The 18,982-nt window shown below is 38.7% G+C and carries 16 protein-coding genes and 7 tRNA genes; 3 read left to right on the top strand and 20 right to left on the bottom strand.

The window, feature by feature from the left end; translation table 11 throughout:
* Window positions 1–9: 9 nt before the first annotated feature.
* Window positions 10–441 (bottom strand): Hsp20/alpha crystallin family protein, encoded by a 432-nt coding sequence (locus LMB56_RS07910; RefSeq protein WP_066035893.1) that lies wholly within the window; start codon window positions 439–441, stop codon window positions 10–12.
* 132 nt (window positions 442–573) lie between these two features.
* Here LMB56_RS07910 and LMB56_RS07905 point away from each other — a divergent pair, with 132 nt between their 5' ends.
* Window positions 574–1,422 (top strand): aldo/keto reductase, encoded by an 849-nt coding sequence (locus LMB56_RS07905; RefSeq protein ID WP_229283748.1) that lies wholly within the window; start codon window positions 574–576, stop codon window positions 1,420–1,422.
* A gap of 241 nt (window positions 1,423–1,663) precedes the next feature.
* Here LMB56_RS07905 and preA read toward each other — a convergent pair whose 3' ends face one another.
* Together preA and LMB56_RS07895 are read right to left on the bottom strand one after the other, a co-directional pair.
* Complete coding sequence (gene preA, locus LMB56_RS07900; RefSeq protein ID WP_003664227.1) at window positions 1,664–2,962, bottom strand: NAD-dependent dihydropyrimidine dehydrogenase subunit PreA; 1,299 nt, start codon at window positions 2,960–2,962, stop codon at window positions 1,664–1,666.
* Window positions 2,955–4,196, bottom strand: coding sequence for an NAD(P)-dependent oxidoreductase (locus LMB56_RS07895; protein ID WP_229283747.1), 1,242 nt, complete (start codon window positions 4,194–4,196; stop codon window positions 2,955–2,957). Before LMB56_RS07895 ends, preA begins: the two co-directional genes overlap by 8 nt.
* Window positions 4,197–4,491: 295 nt before the next feature.
* Here LMB56_RS07895 and LMB56_RS07890 point away from each other — a divergent pair, with 295 nt between their 5' ends.
* Window positions 4,492–5,253 (top strand): exodeoxyribonuclease III, encoded by a 762-nt coding sequence (locus LMB56_RS07890; protein ID WP_229283745.1) that lies wholly within the window; start codon window positions 4,492–4,494, stop codon window positions 5,251–5,253.
* Window positions 5,254–5,373: 120 nt separating this feature from the next.
* Here the strand turns inward: LMB56_RS07890 and apf (LMB56_RS07885) are convergent, their stop codons facing one another.
* The 6 genes from apf (LMB56_RS07885) to nrdD all read right to left on the bottom strand — a co-directional run bounded on the left by apf (LMB56_RS07885) (window position 5,374) and on the right by nrdD (window position 13,223).
* Window positions 5,374–6,078, bottom strand: a complete 705-nt coding sequence (gene apf / locus LMB56_RS07885) for an aggregation-promoting factor (RefSeq protein WP_229283744.1) — start codon at window positions 6,076–6,078, stop codon at window positions 5,374–5,376.
* Between the two features lie 328 nt (window positions 6,079–6,406).
* Window positions 6,407–8,107, bottom strand: a complete 1,701-nt coding sequence (locus LMB56_RS07880) for a phosphoenolpyruvate carboxykinase (ATP) (RefSeq protein ID WP_122481336.1) — start codon at window positions 8,105–8,107, stop codon at window positions 6,407–6,409.
* Between the two features lie 156 nt (window positions 8,108–8,263).
* On the bottom strand, window positions 8,264–9,058 hold the full coding sequence (gene apf / locus LMB56_RS07875) for an aggregation-promoting factor (protein ID WP_229283739.1): 795 nt from the start codon (window positions 9,056–9,058) through the stop codon (window positions 8,264–8,266).
* A 384-nt stretch (window positions 9,059–9,442) separates the two neighbouring features.
* Window positions 9,443–10,333 (bottom strand): SufD family Fe-S cluster assembly protein, encoded by an 891-nt coding sequence (locus tag LMB56_RS07870; RefSeq protein ID WP_229283737.1) that lies wholly within the window; start codon window positions 10,331–10,333, stop codon window positions 9,443–9,445.
* Window positions 10,334–10,344: 11 nt separating this feature from the next.
* Window positions 10,345–10,923 carry an anaerobic ribonucleoside-triphosphate reductase activating protein gene (nrdG, locus tag LMB56_RS07865; RefSeq protein WP_003664234.1) on the bottom strand — a complete coding sequence of 193 codons (579 nt, stop codon included), beginning with the start codon at window positions 10,921–10,923 and terminating at the stop codon, window positions 10,345–10,347.
* Between the two features lie 65 nt (window positions 10,924–10,988).
* Window positions 10,989–13,223 (bottom strand): anaerobic ribonucleoside-triphosphate reductase, encoded by a 2,235-nt coding sequence (gene nrdD / locus LMB56_RS07860; RefSeq protein WP_229283733.1) that lies wholly within the window; start codon window positions 13,221–13,223, stop codon window positions 10,989–10,991.
* Between the two features lie 394 nt (window positions 13,224–13,617).
* Here nrdD and LMB56_RS07855 point away from each other — a divergent pair, with 394 nt between their 5' ends.
* Entirely contained in the window at window positions 13,618–15,015 is a 1,398-nt protein-coding gene (locus tag LMB56_RS07855) for a DHA2 family efflux MFS transporter permease subunit (protein WP_229283732.1), read from the top strand.
* Between the two features lie 39 nt (window positions 15,016–15,054).
* Here LMB56_RS07855 and LMB56_RS07850 read toward each other — a convergent pair whose 3' ends face one another.
* The 11 genes from LMB56_RS07850 to LMB56_RS07800 form a co-directional block, all read right to left on the bottom strand.
* The gene (locus LMB56_RS07850; RefSeq protein WP_229277834.1) at window positions 15,055–15,609 is read right to left on the bottom strand and encodes a GNAT family N-acetyltransferase; all 555 of its coding nucleotides are present in this window, start codon (window positions 15,607–15,609) and stop codon (window positions 15,055–15,057) included.
* A 325-nt stretch (window positions 15,610–15,934) separates the two neighbouring features.
* Window positions 15,935–17,479, bottom strand: a complete 1,545-nt coding sequence (gene tnpC, locus LMB56_RS07845) for an IS66 family transposase (RefSeq protein WP_229283731.1) — start codon at window positions 17,477–17,479, stop codon at window positions 15,935–15,937.
* A gap of 70 nt (window positions 17,480–17,549) precedes the next feature.
* Entirely contained in the window at window positions 17,550–17,906 is a 357-nt protein-coding gene (gene tnpB / locus LMB56_RS07840; RefSeq protein ID WP_122480873.1) for an IS66 family insertion sequence element accessory protein TnpB, read from the bottom strand.
* Window positions 17,896–18,084 (bottom strand): hypothetical protein, encoded by a 189-nt coding sequence (locus tag LMB56_RS07835; RefSeq protein WP_229283729.1) that lies wholly within the window; start codon window positions 18,082–18,084, stop codon window positions 17,896–17,898. The genes tnpB and LMB56_RS07835 overlap by 11 nt, the downstream gene beginning before the upstream one ends.
* 224 nt (window positions 18,085–18,308) lie before the next feature.
* Window positions 18,309–18,393 (bottom strand) — tRNA-Leu (locus tag LMB56_RS07830).
* 14 nt (window positions 18,394–18,407) lie between these two features.
* Window positions 18,408–18,478: transfer RNA gene (locus tag LMB56_RS07825), tRNA-Cys, on the bottom strand.
* A 36-nt stretch (window positions 18,479–18,514) separates the two neighbouring features.
* A tRNA-His gene (locus LMB56_RS07820) sits at window positions 18,515–18,589 on the bottom strand.
* Window positions 18,590–18,606: 17 nt separating this feature from the next.
* Window positions 18,607–18,677 (bottom strand) — tRNA-Trp (locus tag LMB56_RS07815).
* 6 nt (window positions 18,678–18,683) lie between these two features.
* Window positions 18,684–18,766 (bottom strand) — tRNA-Tyr (locus tag LMB56_RS07810).
* Window positions 18,767–18,771: 5 nt separating this feature from the next.
* A tRNA-Phe gene (locus LMB56_RS07805) sits at window positions 18,772–18,844 on the bottom strand.
* Between the two features lie 36 nt (window positions 18,845–18,880).
* Window positions 18,881–18,953: transfer RNA gene (locus tag LMB56_RS07800), tRNA-Val, on the bottom strand.
* Between the last annotated feature and the right edge of the window lie 29 nt (window positions 18,954–18,982).

The raw sequence follows: 18,982 nt of genomic DNA, 5'->3' as shown, positions 1-18,982 counted from the left end.
TTAATTTAATTATTCAATATCAATATGATTTTCATCGTCATCAGTCTCATCCTTCTTAGGAAGAGTAATTGTCAAAACACCATTCTTGTATTGAGCTTTGATATCCTTCTTATTTACATCTGGCAAACGATATTGCCGACTCATTTGGCCATACCGACGTTCAGAATGCAGAACATTGCCATCCTTATCACCATCATCAGCAAAGGTATCCCGATGACCAGTAACTGTCAAAATATCATTAGCATAATTAATGTGAATATCCTTCTTATCAAATCCAGGCATGTCAATCTTTACGGTATAATTCTTGTCATCTTCTGTAACATCTGTCTTCATGTGATCAGCCACCGGAGTTAGGTTAGAGAAGAAATCATCGTTCATCCAGTTACGCATGTTCATCAAACTATCAAATAAATTATTACGGTTTTGTAATTCATTAGCCATAAAGAATGCTTCCTTTCTTTCTTATTCATTGTCTATGTTAAACGCTTTCAGCTAAAATGCAATTAATATGCTAGGGACCATTGACTAAAAAGAATATAATAGGAGTAGGAAAAGTGAAAGGAGCCGTGCAAAATGAAAAAAGTTACAATCAATGATGTTTCAATGCCCGCAATTGGAATTGGAACATGGAATATAGGAAATTCCCTCGTCAATCGATCCACAGAAATTAAAGCAATTCAAACTGCAATTGACGCTGGCGCACAAGCTATTGATACTGCAGAAATGTATGGCGATGGTCGTTCTGAAGCGCTTGTCGCTGAGGCCATCAAACCATATAACCGGGAAAAACTTTTCTTAATTGATAAAGTTCTTCCTTCAAATGCCAGCAAGACAAAACTTGAGCATAGTTTAGACCAGAGCTTAGCAACCGTAGGAACAGACTATTTTGATCTTTACCTTTTGCACTGGCGAGGTGGGATCCCGTTGGCAGAAACAGTCAATGAATTAGAACGAGTTAAAAAAGCAGGAAAAATTAAAGCATGGGGAGTCTCAAACTTCGATGTCAATGATCTTGAAGAATTATGGCGCCTTAAAAATGGCACTGATTGCGTTGCTAACGAAGATCTCTATAATCTCGATAGTCGCGGAATTGAATTTGACCTCCTTCCCTTAATGAAACAGCATCAGCTCCCATTAATAGCTTATTCCCCGCTTGCACAGGGTGACAGCTTATCTGGAAAGTTAACCGAGAATCCGCTAATAAAAGAAATTGCCGCAAATCACCATGCAACCGTCAATCAGATTATGCTTGCGTGGGTTTTAAGAATTGGAAATGTCCTTGCTATTCCAAAGAGCAGCAGTCCAAAACATGCTGAAGAAAATGTTGCAGCCGGTAATATTGAACTGAGTGATGATGAGTTACTTGCTTTACAAAAAGAATTCCCATCACCAACTAAAAAAGAGCCCCTCGCAGTAATTTAAGAGTTGCAACGTGACATAATAAAGCTAAAAATCGAGGGAGCGAGACAGAAGTCACTTGTGACTTCGTTTTTCGACGCGAAGCTAGCCTCTGGGAGCCCCCGCAAGCAACAATAGGCCTCCAATGTTCGGCTTTTTTGCCGGACGTTGGAGGCCATTGTTGTACTGCGTATTTGCTTTTTATGAAAGTAACTTAATTTATGTCACAGTCCCTGATTTTTTCATATATGAGGAAAACTAATAATTAATTTTCTTGATTAGCCTTTACCGGGTGATAGCGATGAAGACGTTGAGATCCTACATCGATTTCTGCTGGATTACCTTTGTGACCCGGCTTAATTTCAACAAGGCCTAACTTAATAGCCCCCACAGGACAAACAAGTGCACAAAGTTGACAACCGACACACTTACTCTTATCAAAGACTGGTTGCCGTTTTTCATCATCCCAAGTTAATGCTTGGTGAGCACCATCTTGACATGAGATAAAGCAACGGCCACAACCGATACACTTATCCCAATCAATCTTAGGGTAAACCTTGTAATTTCGGTCAAGCTGGTTAGTAGGAATAATATTCTTATTAGCTAAGCCGACAAGATCTTGAAGGTGGTCTACATGTTGCTCTTCCATGTAATGCATTAAACCATTAGTAAGATCATCAATGATCCGATAACCATATTCCATGATCGCAGTTGTAACTTGAAGAGTAGTAGCACCCAAAAGAATAAATTCAGCAGCATCTTCCCAGGTCTCAATTCCCCCAATTCCAGAAATCGGTAGTTGTTCAAGGCCGGCTGCTGACCGTAATTGTTGTAAGAAACGTAAAGCAATTGGCTTAACAGCTTTCCCAGATAATCCAGAAACAGAAGATTTACCATCAATATTTGGTAAGCCAACTTTCTTCTTTAGATCAACATCAACAATTGATTTAACCGTATTGATTGCGGAGAAGCCATCTGCCCCTCCTTCTAGACATGCCTTTACAACTGGAACCATCGTCGTAATATTTGGTGTCATCTTCGCAAGGACTGGAAGGCTAGTCCCGCGTTTAACAGCTTCACAATTTTTCTTACATAATTCTGGATTAGTTCCTACATCAGAACCCATGGTATGAGAAGTCATCTGCGGACAAGAGAAGTTTAATTCAATCATATCAGCCCCAGCCTCAGTTACTAACTTGGCCAGGTTGGTCCAGTCTTCCAAGGTTTCACCCATGATTGATGCGATCAAGACCTTATTGGGGTATTCTTCTTTTAACCGTCGCATATCAGCCAAATCTTGTTCCAAGGGGTGTTCTGATAATTGTTCCATATTCTTAAAGGCAACAAAATGCATGTCTTCCTTGGCTAATTCATCGAACCGGGGAGAAACTTCATCAATCTTAAAGTGTGTTGGTGATAAAGTCTTATATACGATACCGCCCCAACCAGCGTCATACGCATTCTTACACATTTCGTAACAGTTCCCAACAGGTGAGGACGACAAGCAAAATGGATTTTCAAAATGAACGCCTAAAAAGTCTACAGATAAATCTTTTTTAATCATTTTCTCGTCCTCCTAACAACCGGTCTATTTCTTCTGCTACTTCTTTTCCTTTCTGCACTGCTACCACAACGGTTTTACCTCCGGCAACAATATCACCAGTCGCAAAAACTTTGGGATCTTTTGTCCGGAATCGTGGTTCACGGAATGGAATTTCATTATGCTGTAAGTCAATGTCTAGTCCTTCTGCATTCGCTTTTTGACCAACTGCTAAAATGATCTTATCAGCAGTAATAGTTAATTCACTCTTAATCTTCCGGTGAGTAAAGGTAGCACGATTCTGATGAACTTCTTTTGGAACGTAACCATCAACAATTGTTACACCAGCTTCTTGCGCACCGGCAAGTTCCTTTTTAGAAGCTTTGAATTCATCAAACTGCTCATAAACAACATCGGTAACATAAGGAACGTTAAGCTTCTTTAAGGTTGTTACAACATCCATTGCAACATCCCCACCACCAATAACAAGAACATTTTGCGGAAGATCTTCTAAATTGCCCTTGCTTTCTTTTGCCCGGGCTAAAAATGAGATTGCTGATTCAGTACAGATATTGTGTTCAAACATTGGCAGCATCTTTGCTTCACTCGTCCCAATAGCAACAATTACTGCATTGTAACGAGCTTTAAGATCATCCATTGAAATATCTTTTCCAACAGTTGTGTTATAGATAATGTGCGCACCAAGGTCGACAATTCGTTGAACTTCATAATCCACAATTTCTTCCGGCAACCGATACTCAGGAATGCCGTAGGTCAAGTAACCGCCAGCCTTAGCAGCTTTTTCATAGATATCAACTGCATAGCCCTTTTCACGGAGAGTCGTAGCTGCCTGTAAACCTGATGGGCCACTACCAATGATGGCAATACTCATCCCATTTGGCTTACCGGCTTTAAGAATCTTCATGTTCATCTTTCGCTCCATATCAGTGACATACCGTTGAATCCCACCGATATCAATTGGCCCGTCGATTTTAGCCCGAGTACATGCCTTTTCACAGTAACGTTCAGTTGGACAAACACGCGCACAGATTGATCCTAACGCATTGTTTTCCCGAATCGTTTCAGCTGCCCCTTTGACATTACGAAAAAGAACGCTTCGAATAAATTTTGCTGGATTAGTATGTGCTGGGCAAGCTTGTGAACATGGTGCATCATGACATAATAAACATCGTGCAGCTTCCTGCATTACGGTTGTCATCGTGTAACCTTTCGACTCTGTTTCATATTTTGAAGTCATTAGACACCCTCCTCTAAGTTGTGACTCTTTGACAATTTTGTGATAAACGTAACTTTATATATAAATAATATTATATAAACGCTTTTGATATAAGTAGGCGATCCCCTTAATATATTGCATCTTTTATTCTTAAAGTTGATATCTTCGTATATACAATATGAATATTTTTATTTAACATCTACAACAGTTTTTGTATCAAAAATCACAAAAAGAGTCTTATTACTTAATGAAAAATCAAATTCCTTGTACAATTATTACAGAGACATGGTTTGGTTAAATTGAAAGAAGGATTAACATGAAATTTATTTCTTGGAGTGTCAATGGCTTGAAGTCAGCCATTAATCATGGATTTATCGAAGATTTTAAGCGCCAAGATGCTGACTTCTTCTGTCTACAACGTACACGATTGGATAAAGGCGAAGAACCGATTCAAATTCCTAATTATTACCAATACTGGAATTATGCGGAAAAGAAGGGTTATTCTGGTACCGCCATTTTTACTAAATATAAGCCAGAAAACGTTATATACGGAATGAATAATTCAATTTTTGATAAAGAAGGGCGACTAATCACGCTCGAATATCCAAACTTCTATTTGATTGATGTATACGTCCCAGTTTCAGGTGAAAAGTTGCAACATCTTGATTATCGTCTCGACTGGGATCGTGCTTTTCTTGATTATGTTACTAATTTACAAAGTAGTAAGCCAGTAATCATTGGTGGTGATATGAGCGTTGCCTATCAACCAATTGACCTAGCAGAGCCAACAGAAGATCATCATAAAGCCGGCTTTACAAAACAAGAACGAGCTGATTTTGGCAAATTACTTGATGCTGGCTTTACGGATACTTTCCGTTATCTTCATCCTAATTTGCATGGTGCATATACCTGGTGGAGTTATCGTTATGACGCACGGGAACGAAATGTTGGTTGGCGCCTCGACTACTTCTTAGTTTCTGATGTATGGAAAGAACGAATTGAAGAAGCCAAGATTCTCTCCGATGTTAAAGGTTCAAGTCACTGTCCAATTGAACTTGTTGCTAATGTTGAAGTATAAGAAAACTGAGCTAAATTTTATAATAGTTAAACGAAAAGAGGTTGGAAAAACTAAAATTTTTCCAACCTCTTTTATCGTATGTTTGAAATTTGTTGATTATCTATTTTATTAAATCTTGTTTTAGTACCAACCGTGTGATTGCCAGAATGATTGAGCAGCACTCCATGAACCGTAACGGCTAGCTACGTATTGATCAGCTACTCGTTCTTGGTTAGCTTCTGAGTAGTCACCATTTAAGTATGATGCTGACAATTGGTACTTACCAATGTATTGACCATTCCGTGCACTGTAGCTACCACCTGATTCGCGAGCTGCGATCCAAGCCTTGGCAGCAGCATCATTTCCAGCTACATTTGAGTTATAGCCAGTTGATGCTTGAGCACTAGATTGTTGTACATTTTGTGTTTGTGGAGTTTGTACTTGTTGTTGAGCAACTGGTGCTTCTTGGTTTGATTGTACTTGTTGGTTTTGTTGTGCTTGATTTTCAGCAGGTGTAGCTTGTGTATCTGCTTGTGGTGCAACATTTGCGGCTGGTAAAGTAGCAACTTCTTCTTGAGTAGCTGGTGCAACCTCACCATTATCCTTGATTACTAATTGTTGACCAACGTAAATCAAGTTCTTATCAGCAATATTATTGTTGTTTGCTAATGTATCTACAAAAGTTAGATCGTGACCTAATTTGTAAGAAATCCCAGAAAGGGTGTCACCTGCTTGCACCGTGTAAATACTGTCGGCGTTTGCAGTCGTTGCAGTAGCTACTGTTCCTAATGCAACTGCACCAGTAATCGCTGCTGTAATCTTGGCTACTTTCTTAGATAACTTCATTATAAATTCAATCCATCCTTTTCTCTTAATTAATCAAATAACTCATTTCAACGATAACTACTATACAGGATTAGGGTTACGAGCGGGTTACTAGGACTTATCAAATTTCGTTATTTCTGTAATTTTTTGTAACAAATGTTCGCTGATTTTTTTATAGTCGCTTAAACGTTGATTTAATCGCTTTTGAGTAACTTGTAAAATTATAACTAGAATTATCTCATGTAAAAATTATTCAAAAAAACTGCTCATTTTTTCTTGACGACACAAAAATCGCCCTGTAACAGACTGTTTGTTACAGGGCGATGACAAAATTGTCTTAATCGTAATCTTAATTATTCATCAAAACATCAAGCAATTCTTGAGCTGATTCTTTCAAAGCATCCTTTGACTTGTCATTACCAAGGTGAGTAAAGATTTCTCCAACGTATACATCTTGGTCAAATAGCTTTGTAAAGACCTTATCAATAATCGGCTTAGTTAATTCTGGTTCTTGAACTGGACCAAATGGGTTAGCAAAGAATGTCTTGCTCATTCCAACTTCATCAGTTGTTCCAAGGGCCTTCCGTTGTCCAGCAATAAATACTTTTTCTGCCTCTTCCTTTGTATCAAAACGATGAATACCAACTTCATCACTATAATTGTTAGCGTATAGCCACATATCAATATGGTGATGTTTGATTACGTTTTCGTAGGTATCAGCAGGAATAATAACCCGGGCATTCTTTTGTTCAGGGTTAAGGTAAACACCCCGGTCCATGTTATTGAAGGCCACGGCACTACTCAAATCATCAAGACGAACAAAGGCACCAGTTTCTGTTCCTTGAGCATATACCCCTGGTTCACCATCAGTAAGGGTAAAACTTCCCATGTCGTCAAAAATTGTTTCCATGCTGACAATCTTGTCGTCAGCTAATTCTTGCAATGCTTCAATTGATTCTGACTTTCCGGCACCTGAATCACCGAAGAAAACAACATTCTTTTCTTTACCATTAGTAAATTTAATCTTCAACATGGAGCCGTGAATTGGCAGACGACCATTGTAAATTTGATGAAGGTTATGGAGCGTCAAGCACATCTTCTTCATGTAACCAAAGTAAGTAGTCTTATCTGTGTAAGGTACTTCACCAACCCACAAATCATTCTTTTCGTCACGATAGTAATGAGAAACCATGCCTTCTGTTTCTTTTAGACCGAAAAGAAGAATCATATCAGGTTTTTGTCCCTTAATCTCATCAGGTGATGCAATTTCAAATAAGTTCGAAAGCGCGATTCCGTTTACCAAGTAATCAACATTGAAGTAAATAAAGGCTAAACTTTCACCAATCTTAGCTGGGTAACAATACCACTTACCGCGTTCACCACGGAAACGTTCGATCGGGTTATCTTTTACTTCAGAAAAGACTCCTTCCCGTTTGTTACTCTTAGTATGCATCATCATTGGCGGACGAAGCATCACCGTATTAATAAAATCAATATCCTTTAGTTCTTCATAACCAGCTGGAATCTTCCAATCTTGTTGTTGAACTAAAATTGTTGCGTTAGTTGCCGCATTAACTTGTCGATAAGTCCGGTTTTCAAAACCTTGGAGCTTTTCTTCGAGGATCCGGTATGCTTTACGCACTAAGTCGTTGAATTGAGTATCAATGGTCCGGAATTCGTTCCCGATAATCTGATTATCACTAAGATTAATTACTGATACCCGTAATAGTGAACGATAGTATGAATATAATTCTTCGACACTTTCAAGAATATCTTTAGGATCATATTCATCAAAAGCACTGTCATCGTCAAACAGAACTTTCTTCAAAATATCAACAAACTTATTAACAGTCGCATTATCAAAAGCATCATCATCATTATCCGGGTTACGTGAAGCTAAATACAGACGGATAATTTCCTTTACTTCATCACTATTAATTAATGAAGGAATATCAGTAAAGTAATTTTGACTATAGTTTAACGTTGCAACACCGCGGTCAGGGTTTACATATAATGATTTTGTATCAATAATCTGACTCTCTTTTGACATGGATCTCATCCTTTCATCATTCGAATACTTCTATTATAGTATAGTTTTTAGATTAAGATGAAAATAATATTAACTTTTTTTCATTTATTTAAATAAAATAGGATAACTACCTCTTATAGAGACAATTATCCTACTATTAAAACTAATTATTGAATTTTAGTACCAACCATGTGATTGCCAGAATGATTGAGCAGCACTCCAGGAACCATAACGGCTAGTTACGTATTGGTCAGCTACTCGTTCTTGGTTAGCTTCTGAGTAGTCACCATTTAAGTATGATGCTGATAATTGGTACTTACCAACGTATTGACCGTTACGAGCACTGTAGCTACCACCTGATTCACGAGCTGCGATCCAAGCCTTAGCAGCAGCATCATTACCACTAACATTTGAGCTGTAGTTTGAACTAGCAGCTTGTGTTTGTACTGGTGCACTGTAGCTTTGTTGAGCAGCAGCTGAAACAGTTGATTGTTGTGGAGCTACTGATTGAACTGGTGCTTGAGATTGTACTGGAGCCTGTGATTGAGCAGGAGCAGAAACCGGTGCAGCTGATGATTGTACTTGGCTTGTTGCTACAGGAGCCTGACTAGCAACCACCGGAGCTTGGCTAGGTTGTTGACTTTCAACACTAGCTGATGCTGGAGCTTGAGATGCTTCAGGTAAAGTAGCAGCTTGTTGAGCAGTTGCTTGGGTTACTTCACCGTCATCTTTAATTACTAACTTTTGACCAACATAAATTAAGTTCTTATTGGCAATTTGATTAGTCGAAGCTAAAGAGTCAACATAAGTTAAGTCATGGCCTAACTTATAGGAAATACTTGATAAGGTATCACCACTTTGCACCGTGTAAACAGAATCAGCATTAGCAGTAGTTGCAGTAGCGAATGTTCCCAAGGCAACTGCACCTGCAACGGCAGCAGTGATTTTCGCGATGTTTTTAGTTAACTTCATAAAGAAAAATCCCATCCTTTTCATAAAATACTTTTTATTAATTAGTTATTTATTAGTTTAATTTAGTTTAAGTTGTTGAGTCCTCATATCTCTCAACACCTATTACTATACTCCCCCAAAATTACATGCGGATTACTCCGAAATATCAATTCGGTTGATTTTCGTAATACTTTGTAATAAAAATTTTAATACTCTGTCAAGCAAATCAACCTCGGCCACGTCCTGATAGTAACTTAGGTCTAGCTAACTTTTCCCCAGAATTAGCCAAAATTTGTAACATAATAATAAATAAGTCGCTGAATTTTTCTTATAAAGAAGAATTTCAACGACTTATTTTTCGTTATTAATGTTTTCTTGTAACATTACTGTAATTAACTTTAGCCCCTATTCAGCAATCATTGTTTGTTTTAACCAGCGCTCACTACTAGCTAATTCTTTTAATGGATGGATATCTTCGCTAATTGGCAGTGGTTCACCGGCTTTTACTTTAAAAGGTGCTCCAGTGACCACTTCTGGATCCCGATATTGGGTAAGAGTGGCAGAAGTTCCCTTACCAAAACCATCAACCAGTGCGGTTAACTGCTGCGTTCCGCTTAAAGCAATTGTTGTCGCCCATTGAGTATTTTGACCATCCAGAAAACTATAAAGATCAACAGTAGCTTTAGTTTGAACTTGACTCGCTACTTCAAACTGCAGTGTTGAACCATGAGCTTGGTATGCATGGATTGTCCGATAGATATTTTTACTGGTCGAGCGATTTGCCTGCCGGTACGTAACGTGCGCATTAGCTCCAACTAAAATCTCTGTTCCTTCATATGATGGTAATAACGTATCATTAACCATCCGTTCTTCAATTACTGCGTTAGCCCCCGCACTGATGACAATAATATTGTGAGTGTTCGCAGAGTTAAGGTAGGGACTAAAGACAATTGGACGCTCCTGAGTAATTTGTGGACGCAAATATATAAACTGTCCACAATCAATATTTGCAAGGTGCATGGCTGCTAACTGGCTATCCTGCCAAAAGATCGCCTTCTCCATTAAATTTTCTTGTAATAGTGTTGAGTATTCATTAACCGCTTGTTCAAGAGGCATCGCAGTTAGGCTATCTTCTTGTAAAGAAAGCCAATCTCTGCTTACACTAGTTGTTCTCTTTTGCCAGTGATCCACCCATTCTTCTTGGCCGGGTAAAGTCGGGAATCGTGATTGCAGCAGAACTGCTAGTTGACGTTTTTTCTCTAACCATGCTGGCTCTTGCTTCCAAATTCTTGCCATCGTTTTCTCCTCTAATGAACAAGCTTATCCCAAATAACCACTTTCCCCGTTTGAAGAGATTGCGGAACATCAATAATTCGTTGATTTGAACTCCCCCTAAACTGAAGGGTAAGGTCCTTTTTAGCCAGCAAGAATCGACCATCGACTAAAATATCGAGGTAGTGCAGGAGTTCAAGTTTATCGCTCGACTCCTTCATTAATTCTTCCCAAGTATAGCCAGACCAAGACCAAATATCCTTTTCATGACCGAATTCTTTCCGGACCCGTTTAACTAACTTCAGACAAACCTGAGTATTAAGGAATGGTTCGCCACCCAATAAAGTCAATCCTTGAACATAACTCTGGGAAAGGTCTTCAATAATTTGATCTTCTAAATCCTGAGTGTATGGCTGCCCATAATGAAAATTCTGCGCTGCCTTATTATAGCAACCAGGACAATTAAAAAGGCATCCACTAACATATAAACTACACCGGACCCCTTCTCCATCAACAAAATTGAAGGGTTTATAGTCTGCAATATATTGTAGTGAATGATCCTTCGCTAACCATTCTTGTGGTTTAGGGTTACGGGGTAATCGTGTTTCTGCCATTTCTTTTTCCTCCTATATAATAAAAGGCCGGTAGCTTTGCGGGCAACTGGCCTTTTGATAATTAATTAAATTTGATCACCAGTAATATGAGCATGGGCTTTATTATCCATTTGCCGCTGTTGCTCAAATTCAGCTGCATTCTTGATCATTCCAGCATTCATATGTTTAACCCGGTGAATAATTTCCTCATGCCGTCCATGAACCATTGGCCGCTGCTGAGGATTACCAAGATAACCACATGTCCGCTTAACAACGTCACAAGTTGCCGGGTCATGGTTCCCACACTGCGGACACTTAAAACCGCGAGCAGTTGCTTCAAATTCACCTTTGAATCCACACTTAAAACACTGATCAATTGAAGTATTCGTTCCAAGATAGCCAACATGATCATATGCCCAGTCCCACACTGCTTCTAAGGCTTTTGGATTTTGGCGTAAGTTGGGGTATTCGCAATAATGAATAAAACCACCAGCCGCATACTTGGGAAAAGCCTCTTCAAATGATAGCTTTTCAAATGGTGTCGGATGTTTACGAACATCATAGTGGAAACTATTTGTGTAGTATTCCTTATCTGTTACATCTTCAACCCGACCAAACTTCTTCAAATCATCTTGACAGAATGTATCTGTTAACGATTCAGCAGGAGTGGAATAAAGACTAAAGTGATATCCTTCTTCTTTTTCCCATTCAGCGCATAAATCATGCATTGCCTTAGTAATTGCAATCGCAAAGTCATGCGCTTCTTTATTATGCTCCCAATTTGACCCATAGAAAGTCGTACATACTTCATATAAACCAATATAACCTAGCGAAACAGTTGCCCGACTATTCTTAAAGACTTCATCGACACTATCAGTTTTCTTTAGCCGTTTACCAAATGCTCCATACATATACAGGAGGGGGGCATTTTCAGGCTTGGCTTCTTTAGTACGCTTAATCCGGTAATCCAAGGCAATCTTACAAATATTCATCTTCTCTTGAAAAATTTCCCAGAATAGTTGCTTATCGCCATGAGCCTCCAGGGCAATCCGTGGCAAGTTGACTGTCACTACTCCTAAATTCATTCGGCCTGAATTTACTTCTTTACCAGTTTCTGGATCTGTCCATCCCTGTAAGAACGAACGGCAACCCATTGGTGTCTTAAAACTCCCCGTTAGTTCCTTAATCTTGTCATACATCAAAAGATCTGGATACATTCGCTTCGTTGAACACTCAAGCGCTAGTTGCTTGATATCATAATTAGGATCTTCAGGGTCAAGATTTAAGCCCCGTTTAATAGTAAAAGTTAATTTAGGAAAGATGGCTGTACGATGTTCCTTACCAAGGCCCTTAATCCGGATCATTAAAATAGCTTTTTGGATCTCCCGGGCAATCCAACTTGTCCCTAAGCCAAAGTTAATGGTCGTAAATGGAGTTTGACCTTGACTAGAATAGAGGGTATTAATCTCGTATTCTAAAGCCTGCATTGCATCGTAAATATCTTTTTTGGTCTTCTCACGAGCAAATTCTTCCCGTTTCTCTGGTACTATCCATTCTTCGGCATCCTTCATATGCTTTTCGTAATTTAGCTTTGCATATGGTTCTAATAATTGATCAATCCGATTAGCGGAACATCCCCCATATTGCAGGGAAGCCACGTTAGCAATAATCTGCGACATCTGCGCGGTTGCCGTTTGAATCGAGCGTGGTGAAGAAACCCAAGCATTACCAATCTTAAATCCATGCTTAAACATCTCATCAAAGTCAATTAAACAACAGTTAGTTTCAGGCGTTACCGGTGAATAATCAAGGTCATGCCAGTGAATATCACCACGAAGATGCGCCTTGGCCACAATACCTGGAAGCATCCGTAATCCTAATGCACGACTCACGACCCCTGCTTCCAGGTCCCGTTGAGTATTAAAAACATGACTATCTTTATTAGCATTTTCGTGAACAATCCGGGAGTTTCGGTCGAAAAGCTGCTCTAACTTATTTTGGGGATTAGTGGCTTCAGCAAATGCTTCTTCATCATGCTGGCGATAATCACGGTAAACTTTTGCCAATTCTTCATGATTAGCATTGACCAGTCCTTGAACAAAGAGATCCGCAATCTTTTTAGTAGTGACAGTTGTTTGATTAAGTAAGACATCCAATAAGGTAACATAAACACTTTGGCTAGTCTGCTCATCAGCATTGAGCGCATTTAAAACAAGGTTAATCTTGTAGGAATAGAATGACGTTACTGTTCCATCACGTTTAACTACTTGAATACTTGTCAAACTTTTAAGATCCTTCTTATCAATTATTTCCACTTTCATTTTTATTTCCCCTCTCGTAATTAACGTTATCTATCATAGCTCAAAATACAACTTATAGGAAGTATTGACATTCGAAACACTATATGTTGTGGTCAAGTTAATTCTTTAAATATTCTGTTCTGATCTACCAGGAATAAAATGAAAATACAAGCAACGACGCTATTTTGAGATTACTGTGAGACCTTTTAAATCATTTATTTTTAAATTACTATTATCACTGAATAGAATTTTTTATCCCTAAAAGCGCAAATTTGAAAACGCTAACCCTAACTTAATAATCTTAATCAATATACTTAAGATTATTAGTTATTAAAAAAATAACTTACGAGCAGATAGCACGATTTGCTAGACTAATCCTTGTGCAATTTTTAGGGTAAAAGGAGTTTTTATATTTATGGAAAATGCTTTACAAGCTCGTAAACAAGCAGCACATCCAGGATTAATGATGGTTAGTATGCTGCTAGGAGCTTTTGTCGGAATGTTTAGTGAGACCTCATTAAATATTGCCTTGCCAAAATTGATGGCAGCTTTTCAAGTAAGTACGTCAACAATTCAATGGTTAGTTACTGGATATATGTTAATTATTGGGATTATCTTGCCACTGTCCAGTATTATTACTAAATGGTTTACGACCCGCCAAGTCATTATATTTGCATTAATTGACTTCATGGTTGGGGCTTGTATTTCTGCCTTAGCGCATAATTTTACTATTTTGTTGATTGGACGAATGATTCAAGGGATCGGAACAGGCTTAATTCTTCCATTAATGTTTGCAGTGGTAATGCAAATCTTCCCACCGAAACAAATTGGAGCAGTTCTAGGAATATGTGCCCTCGTAATTATGTTTGCCCCTGCAATTGGTCCTACTTTAACTGGGCTAATTCTTGCTAAATTATCATGGCAATGGATCTTCTGGTTATTTATTCCGTTTTTATTTATTGCCTTGATCTTTGCTATCACTTCATTAGAAAATGTTGGTGAAATTACTAAGCCGCATGTTGATGTGCTCTCAATTATTGAATCGGCAGTAGGTTGTTCAGGGCTCGTTATTGGTGCTAGTTTGGCTAGTGAAGATGGTTGGACTTCACCTACAGTTCTCAGTGCGTTAATAATCGGAATTATTGTCTTAATCTTTTACACCCATCGCCAACTTCATCTGGAAGAACCAATTTTAAATCTTCATATCTTTAAGTATCGGGCTTTCACAATTGGTTCTTCAATCGTGATGCTTGACTTTGGAATTATTCTTTCCACGATGTATCTTTTACCGTTATTCTATCAACGAGGGCTCTTAGTTTCCGTTGCCCTTACTGGACTAGTAATGCTCCCTGGTGGAATTATTAATGCAGCCACTTCTGCAATTGCAGGTCGCCTTTACGATAGTATTGGGGCTAAACGTCCTGTTTTAATTGGTTTTGTCCTTGCCTTATTTGGTGCCTTGATGCTGGCCTTTACGACGCCGCATAGTCCCATTATCTACGTTGTATGCGCGCATATTATTTTAATGATTGGTTGTCCTTTAGCAATGTCTCCTGCACAAACTAGTGCTCTAAGTACGCTTTCTGGATTAGAATCTGGTGACGGCAGTACAATCATGAATACAATGCAACAGGTTATCGGTGCGCTTGCCACAGCCTTAGCTACTGGTTGCTTGGCTTGGGGTAGTTCTCCTATTAGTGGATCCGAAGCTATTCGCTTTACCAATGGTTTCCACTACGGCATTTACTTTGCAATTATCTTAATTGTGGTAGCACTGCTCTTATCATTCAAAATTAAAGATCAGAAAAACTAAATAAATCCTCACTACTCATCCATGTAGTGGGGATTTTTTTTACTCTTTAACAATCTTATACGGCAAGTAATGGCGGCGATGTTTAGTCAGATAACTATCCATTAACTGTTGGTAAAATTGTGGATTCACGTTTGATTGTGTACTTAAAAGATCAAATTTTTCATTACCCTTTTCAACGGTATAAAGACCCGTTTTGACAAAACCATTTTTAGCGTAAAAACGATGTCGTCTGAGTCGCTGTTCGTTATTGGGTGCATGAGGATCTGGGCGTTCAGCGCTAAGTGTTATCTGCTTTCCAGCATATCGTTCTTTGATCGCGGTTAGCGTCGCACTACCCAAGCCCTGTCCATGATAGTGAGGATCAATTGCTAGAAAGAAAATATAGGCGATACGCTTGTTGTAGACTGTGTAGAAAAAGCCAACCCATTTTCCTTCTTCATTATAGATGCTACAAAATTCTGCTTTCCCCGCTTTAGCACGCATTTTAAGTAAAGATAATGGTAAAAGTTCATTTTGTGGAAACACGGTATTATAAACCCGCTTGATATTTTTGAAATCATTTGACTTTGTAGATATTTGACGAACTTCAATCATTTAAGAATCCCTCCATTTATGTAATAGTACCTAGAAAAAACTTACCAGACAAGAAACAAGAGACTAGCTTTAATTTTAATTAAGCTTCAATGAAATCTTCTACCAATTAACAAGCATAACGAATAACCACTTCAGTTATAGAGGAACAAATTCTTCCTTATTAACTACTGAATTCCTAATCTTAAAAATTGGTACTACAATATCGTGTTTTCCTTCCCTAGAAAAACCTCCTATACTAAGATTGCTTTGTAAGCAGTCAATAACAGTACGAATTGAAAAAATCAGGGGCATGAGCTACCGAAAGTGGTAATTCATGTCCCCGTTTTTATTTATGGCATTCTGTTTGGACTTTTTTTGACCATGGTAAATAAGCCTCAAGTCCTTCGTCCTTGCGGTTTTGTAAGTGATCAAAAAGATACTTAAAGTATTTGTAGATATTTAAATGGTTCTGGTTTGCAGTTGCCACCAAAGTATAGAAAATGGCATTTGCCTGAGCTCCGGCAGTACTTTTCGCAAATAAACTATTCTTTCGAATAAGAGTTGATGGACGAATCGCTTGTTCAACAGGATTATTTGTTAATGGTACACGGCCATCTTCAAAAATTCGATACACTCGTGTTTTTAACTTTAAAGCATTGTTAATGGCGGCTCTTAAACGTCCTTGAGGAAAGTTAATGTTTTCTAAATAGGCATAGAGCTTGTCCATCAAGGGTTTTACGTGCAACCGACGTTGCACTAGCTTTTCCTTATGAGTGTGATATGCTAATTGTTTCTCTTCGTGAAAAACTGGTCGCATTAGTTGTAAAACTTGGTATGCTTTGGAATTCTTCAATTGCTCCTTTTTCAATAAACATGTAATGCGGTAAAATTCACGTCGAATATGAACTAAACATGACCCAAACTTTGCTTGAGGATATAATCGATCACTATATCCACCATAGCCATCACACATAATCACTCCACTATATTGCTGACCAAGAATTTGTCCAATAGTTTTGCCTGCTCGGGTATTATAGTAATGAAACATGGTAATTTGATGTTTACTGAATTCTTTCGTTGATCGCGTTACCCAAAAATAGCCATTTCCATTAGATTCATCAATTACTTTAAATGGTGTTTCATCCATATGAATTACCGGTTCTGTTTTAACTAATCCTTGTAAATAATCATACAGTGGTTCAAGGTAAGTTTGACTAACTTTAATGATGTTCGCTGCCAATAGTCGGGCATCAACTTGTAAGCCGATGGCTTGCCAAAGCTTAATTTGACGATGAAACGGTAATGCAAGATTAAACTTCAATTCTGCTACTTTTGCTAAAATAGTACTCGAAAAGTAACTATGCGGTAAAAGACTTTGGGGCATCTCGCTACTAATTAATACCTCGCTACCATTAGAATTAATACACTCATCACACTTATATGTTTCTTGAATCAAGTTCACACAATATAATTCAGCTGGCTTTAACCGAGCTTCTCGACTATAAATGTGTTGACCTATTCTTTTCATTAATTGATGACAGTGAGGACAGTTAGTATCTTTTAATGAGATGACTTCGTTAACCTGCGGTAAGCCATCTAAAAAAGTGGTCCGCTGGCCAGATTGCTTTGCTTTCCGGTGACGCACCACTTGCTTTATTTTCTTTTCAGTCACTTTCGTGACTGAAATATCAGGATCTTGAAGTTGATCCATTTCTTGCTCACTAAATAATGATTGTTGTCCATTCACTACGGACTCCATTATTTCAGTTTTTTTCCCAAAGATTTGGTTCCGCTGAAGTTTAATGATTGCCATTAATTGAGCAATTTTTTCATTGGCATCAGCTAATTGCTGTTTAAGTTCTTTGATTTGTTCTTCTGCTGTTTGTTTCATGGTACGTCACCTCCTTTGAAGAATTCTTTGGTAATTATATCAAAGAATTCTTCTTTTAAATAGAGGTAACTCAATAAAAGCTTCCCGGCCGAACAGCTTGAATTTTACGAATTGGTAATGGGTTCAGTCCTTGCAATAACCAGTCGAGCTGTTGAGCGGATAATTCTTTGGCTTCATTATTGTTTCTCGGCCAACTAAGGTGGCCATTTTCAAACCGTTTATAGAGCATAATAAAGCCCTCACCATCCCAAAACAATCCTTTAAAGCGATCATTACGTCCACCACAAAATAAGAAAAGCGAATTGCTATATAATTCTAATCCATAGTTTTCGGCAATCACCATTACGAGCCCATCAATGCCTTTTCGCATGTCGGTTTTTCCACAGACTAAATAGATATGATCTGGATCATGCCAATTAACGAGCATAACGAATAACCACTTTAGCAATATCTGAAGCCAAAATAGAATTAGTTCCCTTAAAAATAGTTAATTCGACTTCATTTACATTGATTTTTACGGCAGGGCGTGCCGTAAAAACTTGCTTCTTAAAATCACTTGCTTTATTTTTGAAAACTGAGGTAATAATTTCATTTTGTTCTGTCATACATAAAAATCTCCTTACTGATGATAGTCTCAGTATAGGAGATCTGAGGTAGCTAGGGCTAGACGTACTGTTATGGACTGCTTATGATGCTGATGCACAAATGATGCACAAATCGAATCAAAAGTAAAATCATTTAAAAAGCAAAAACACCTGCAACCCTTGATACACAAGAGTTACAGGTGTTAACTTTAGCTTAGCTGATACTTCGCATTCCTGCTTAAATATGCCTCCGGTGGGGGTCGAACCCACACTCCCTCAACGGGAACTGGATTTTGAGTCCAGCGCGTCTGCCAATTCCGCCACAGAGGCATCAGCTAACTAAAAGGTGGTAATCGGATTTGAACCGATGATAAAGGTTTTGCAGACCTCTGCCTTACCACTTGGCTATACCACCAAATAGTTAAGATTAAGTAATACGCTTAATCAAAAGGGCGGTATGTGGGATTCGAACCCACGCGTGCCGGACCCACAAACCGGTGTGTTAACCAAACTTCACCAATACCGCCAAAATATTCAGTTAAGCAGGGATAGTAGGAATCGAACCCACAATGACGGTTTTGGAGACCGTAGTTATACCGTTTAACTATATCCCTATAAAATGGGGGAGAGTGGATTCGAACCACCGAACCCGAAGGAACGGTTTTACAGACCGTCGCGTTTAGCCAGACTTCGCTACTCCCCCATAAATGGCGCGGGACGGAATCGAACCGCCGACACACGGAGCTTCAATCCGTTGCTCTACCAACTGAGCTACCGAGCCATTGTATCATGGGTATATACAACTATTAAGTTGTAATGGAGGATACAGGGCTCGAACCTGTGACCCCCTGCTTGTAAGGCAGATGCTCTCCCAACTGAGCTAATCCTCCAAAAGTGACCCGTGCGGGATTTGAACCCA

Origin of the sequence: Limosilactobacillus reuteri (genome assembly GCF_020785355.1) — a bacterium.
GTDB classification, from domain to species: domain Bacteria; phylum Bacillota; class Bacilli; order Lactobacillales; family Lactobacillaceae; genus Limosilactobacillus; species Limosilactobacillus reuteri_I.
Note: the sequence above shows the minus strand (reverse complement) of the source record. Positions and strands in the feature narration are given on the sequence as shown.

What these genes read in the sequence shown, in the direction of transcription:
- tnpB (WP_122480873.1), bottom strand. Translation starts at nt 17,906, where the DNA reads ATGCTCGTTAATTGGCATGATCCAGATCATATCTATTTAGTCTGTGGA.
- LMB56_RS07890 (WP_229283745.1), top strand. Translation starts at nt 4,492, where the DNA reads ATGAAATTTATTTCTTGGAGTGTCAATGGCTTGAAGTCAGCCATTAAT.
- LMB56_RS07910 (WP_066035893.1), bottom strand. Translation starts at nt 441, where the DNA reads ATGGCTAATGAATTACAAAACCGTAATAATTTATTTGATAGTTTGATG.
- LMB56_RS07850 (WP_229277834.1), bottom strand. Translation starts at nt 15,609, where the DNA reads ATGATTGAAGTTCGTCAAATATCTACAAAGTCAAATGATTTCAAAAAT.
- LMB56_RS07870 (WP_229283737.1), bottom strand. Translation starts at nt 10,333, where the DNA reads ATGGCAAGAATTTGGAAGCAAGAGCCAGCATGGTTAGAGAAAAAACGT.
- LMB56_RS07880 (WP_122481336.1), bottom strand. Translation starts at nt 8,107, where the DNA reads ATGTCAAAAGAGAGTCAGATTATTGATACAAAATCATTATATGTAAAC.
- LMB56_RS07905 (WP_229283748.1), top strand. Translation starts at nt 574, where the DNA reads ATGAAAAAAGTTACAATCAATGATGTTTCAATGCCCGCAATTGGAATT.
- apf (WP_229283739.1), bottom strand. Translation starts at nt 9,058, where the DNA reads ATGAAGTTAACTAAAAACATCGCGAAAATCACTGCTGCCGTTGCAGGT.
- LMB56_RS07895 (WP_229283747.1), bottom strand. Translation starts at nt 4,196, where the DNA reads ATGACTTCAAAATATGAAACAGAGTCGAAAGGTTACACGATGACAACC.
- LMB56_RS07855 (WP_229283732.1), top strand. Translation starts at nt 13,618, where the DNA reads ATGGAAAATGCTTTACAAGCTCGTAAACAAGCAGCACATCCAGGATTA.
- tnpC (WP_229283731.1), bottom strand. Translation starts at nt 17,479, where the DNA reads ATGAAACAAACAGCAGAAGAACAAATCAAAGAACTTAAACAGCAATTA.
- preA (WP_003664227.1), bottom strand. Translation starts at nt 2,962, where the DNA reads ATGATTAAAAAAGATTTATCTGTAGACTTTTTAGGCGTTCATTTTGAA.
- apf (WP_229283744.1), bottom strand. Translation starts at nt 6,078, where the DNA reads ATGAAGTTATCTAAGAAAGTAGCCAAGATTACAGCAGCGATTACTGGT.
- LMB56_RS07835 (WP_229283729.1), bottom strand. Translation starts at nt 18,084, where the DNA reads ATGACAGAACAAAATGAAATTATTACCTCAGTTTTCAAAAATAAAGCA.
- nrdG (WP_003664234.1), bottom strand. Translation starts at nt 10,923, where the DNA reads ATGGCAGAAACACGATTACCCCGTAACCCTAAACCACAAGAATGGTTA.
- nrdD (WP_229283733.1), bottom strand. Translation starts at nt 13,223, where the DNA reads ATGAAAGTGGAAATAATTGATAAGAAGGATCTTAAAAGTTTGACAAGT.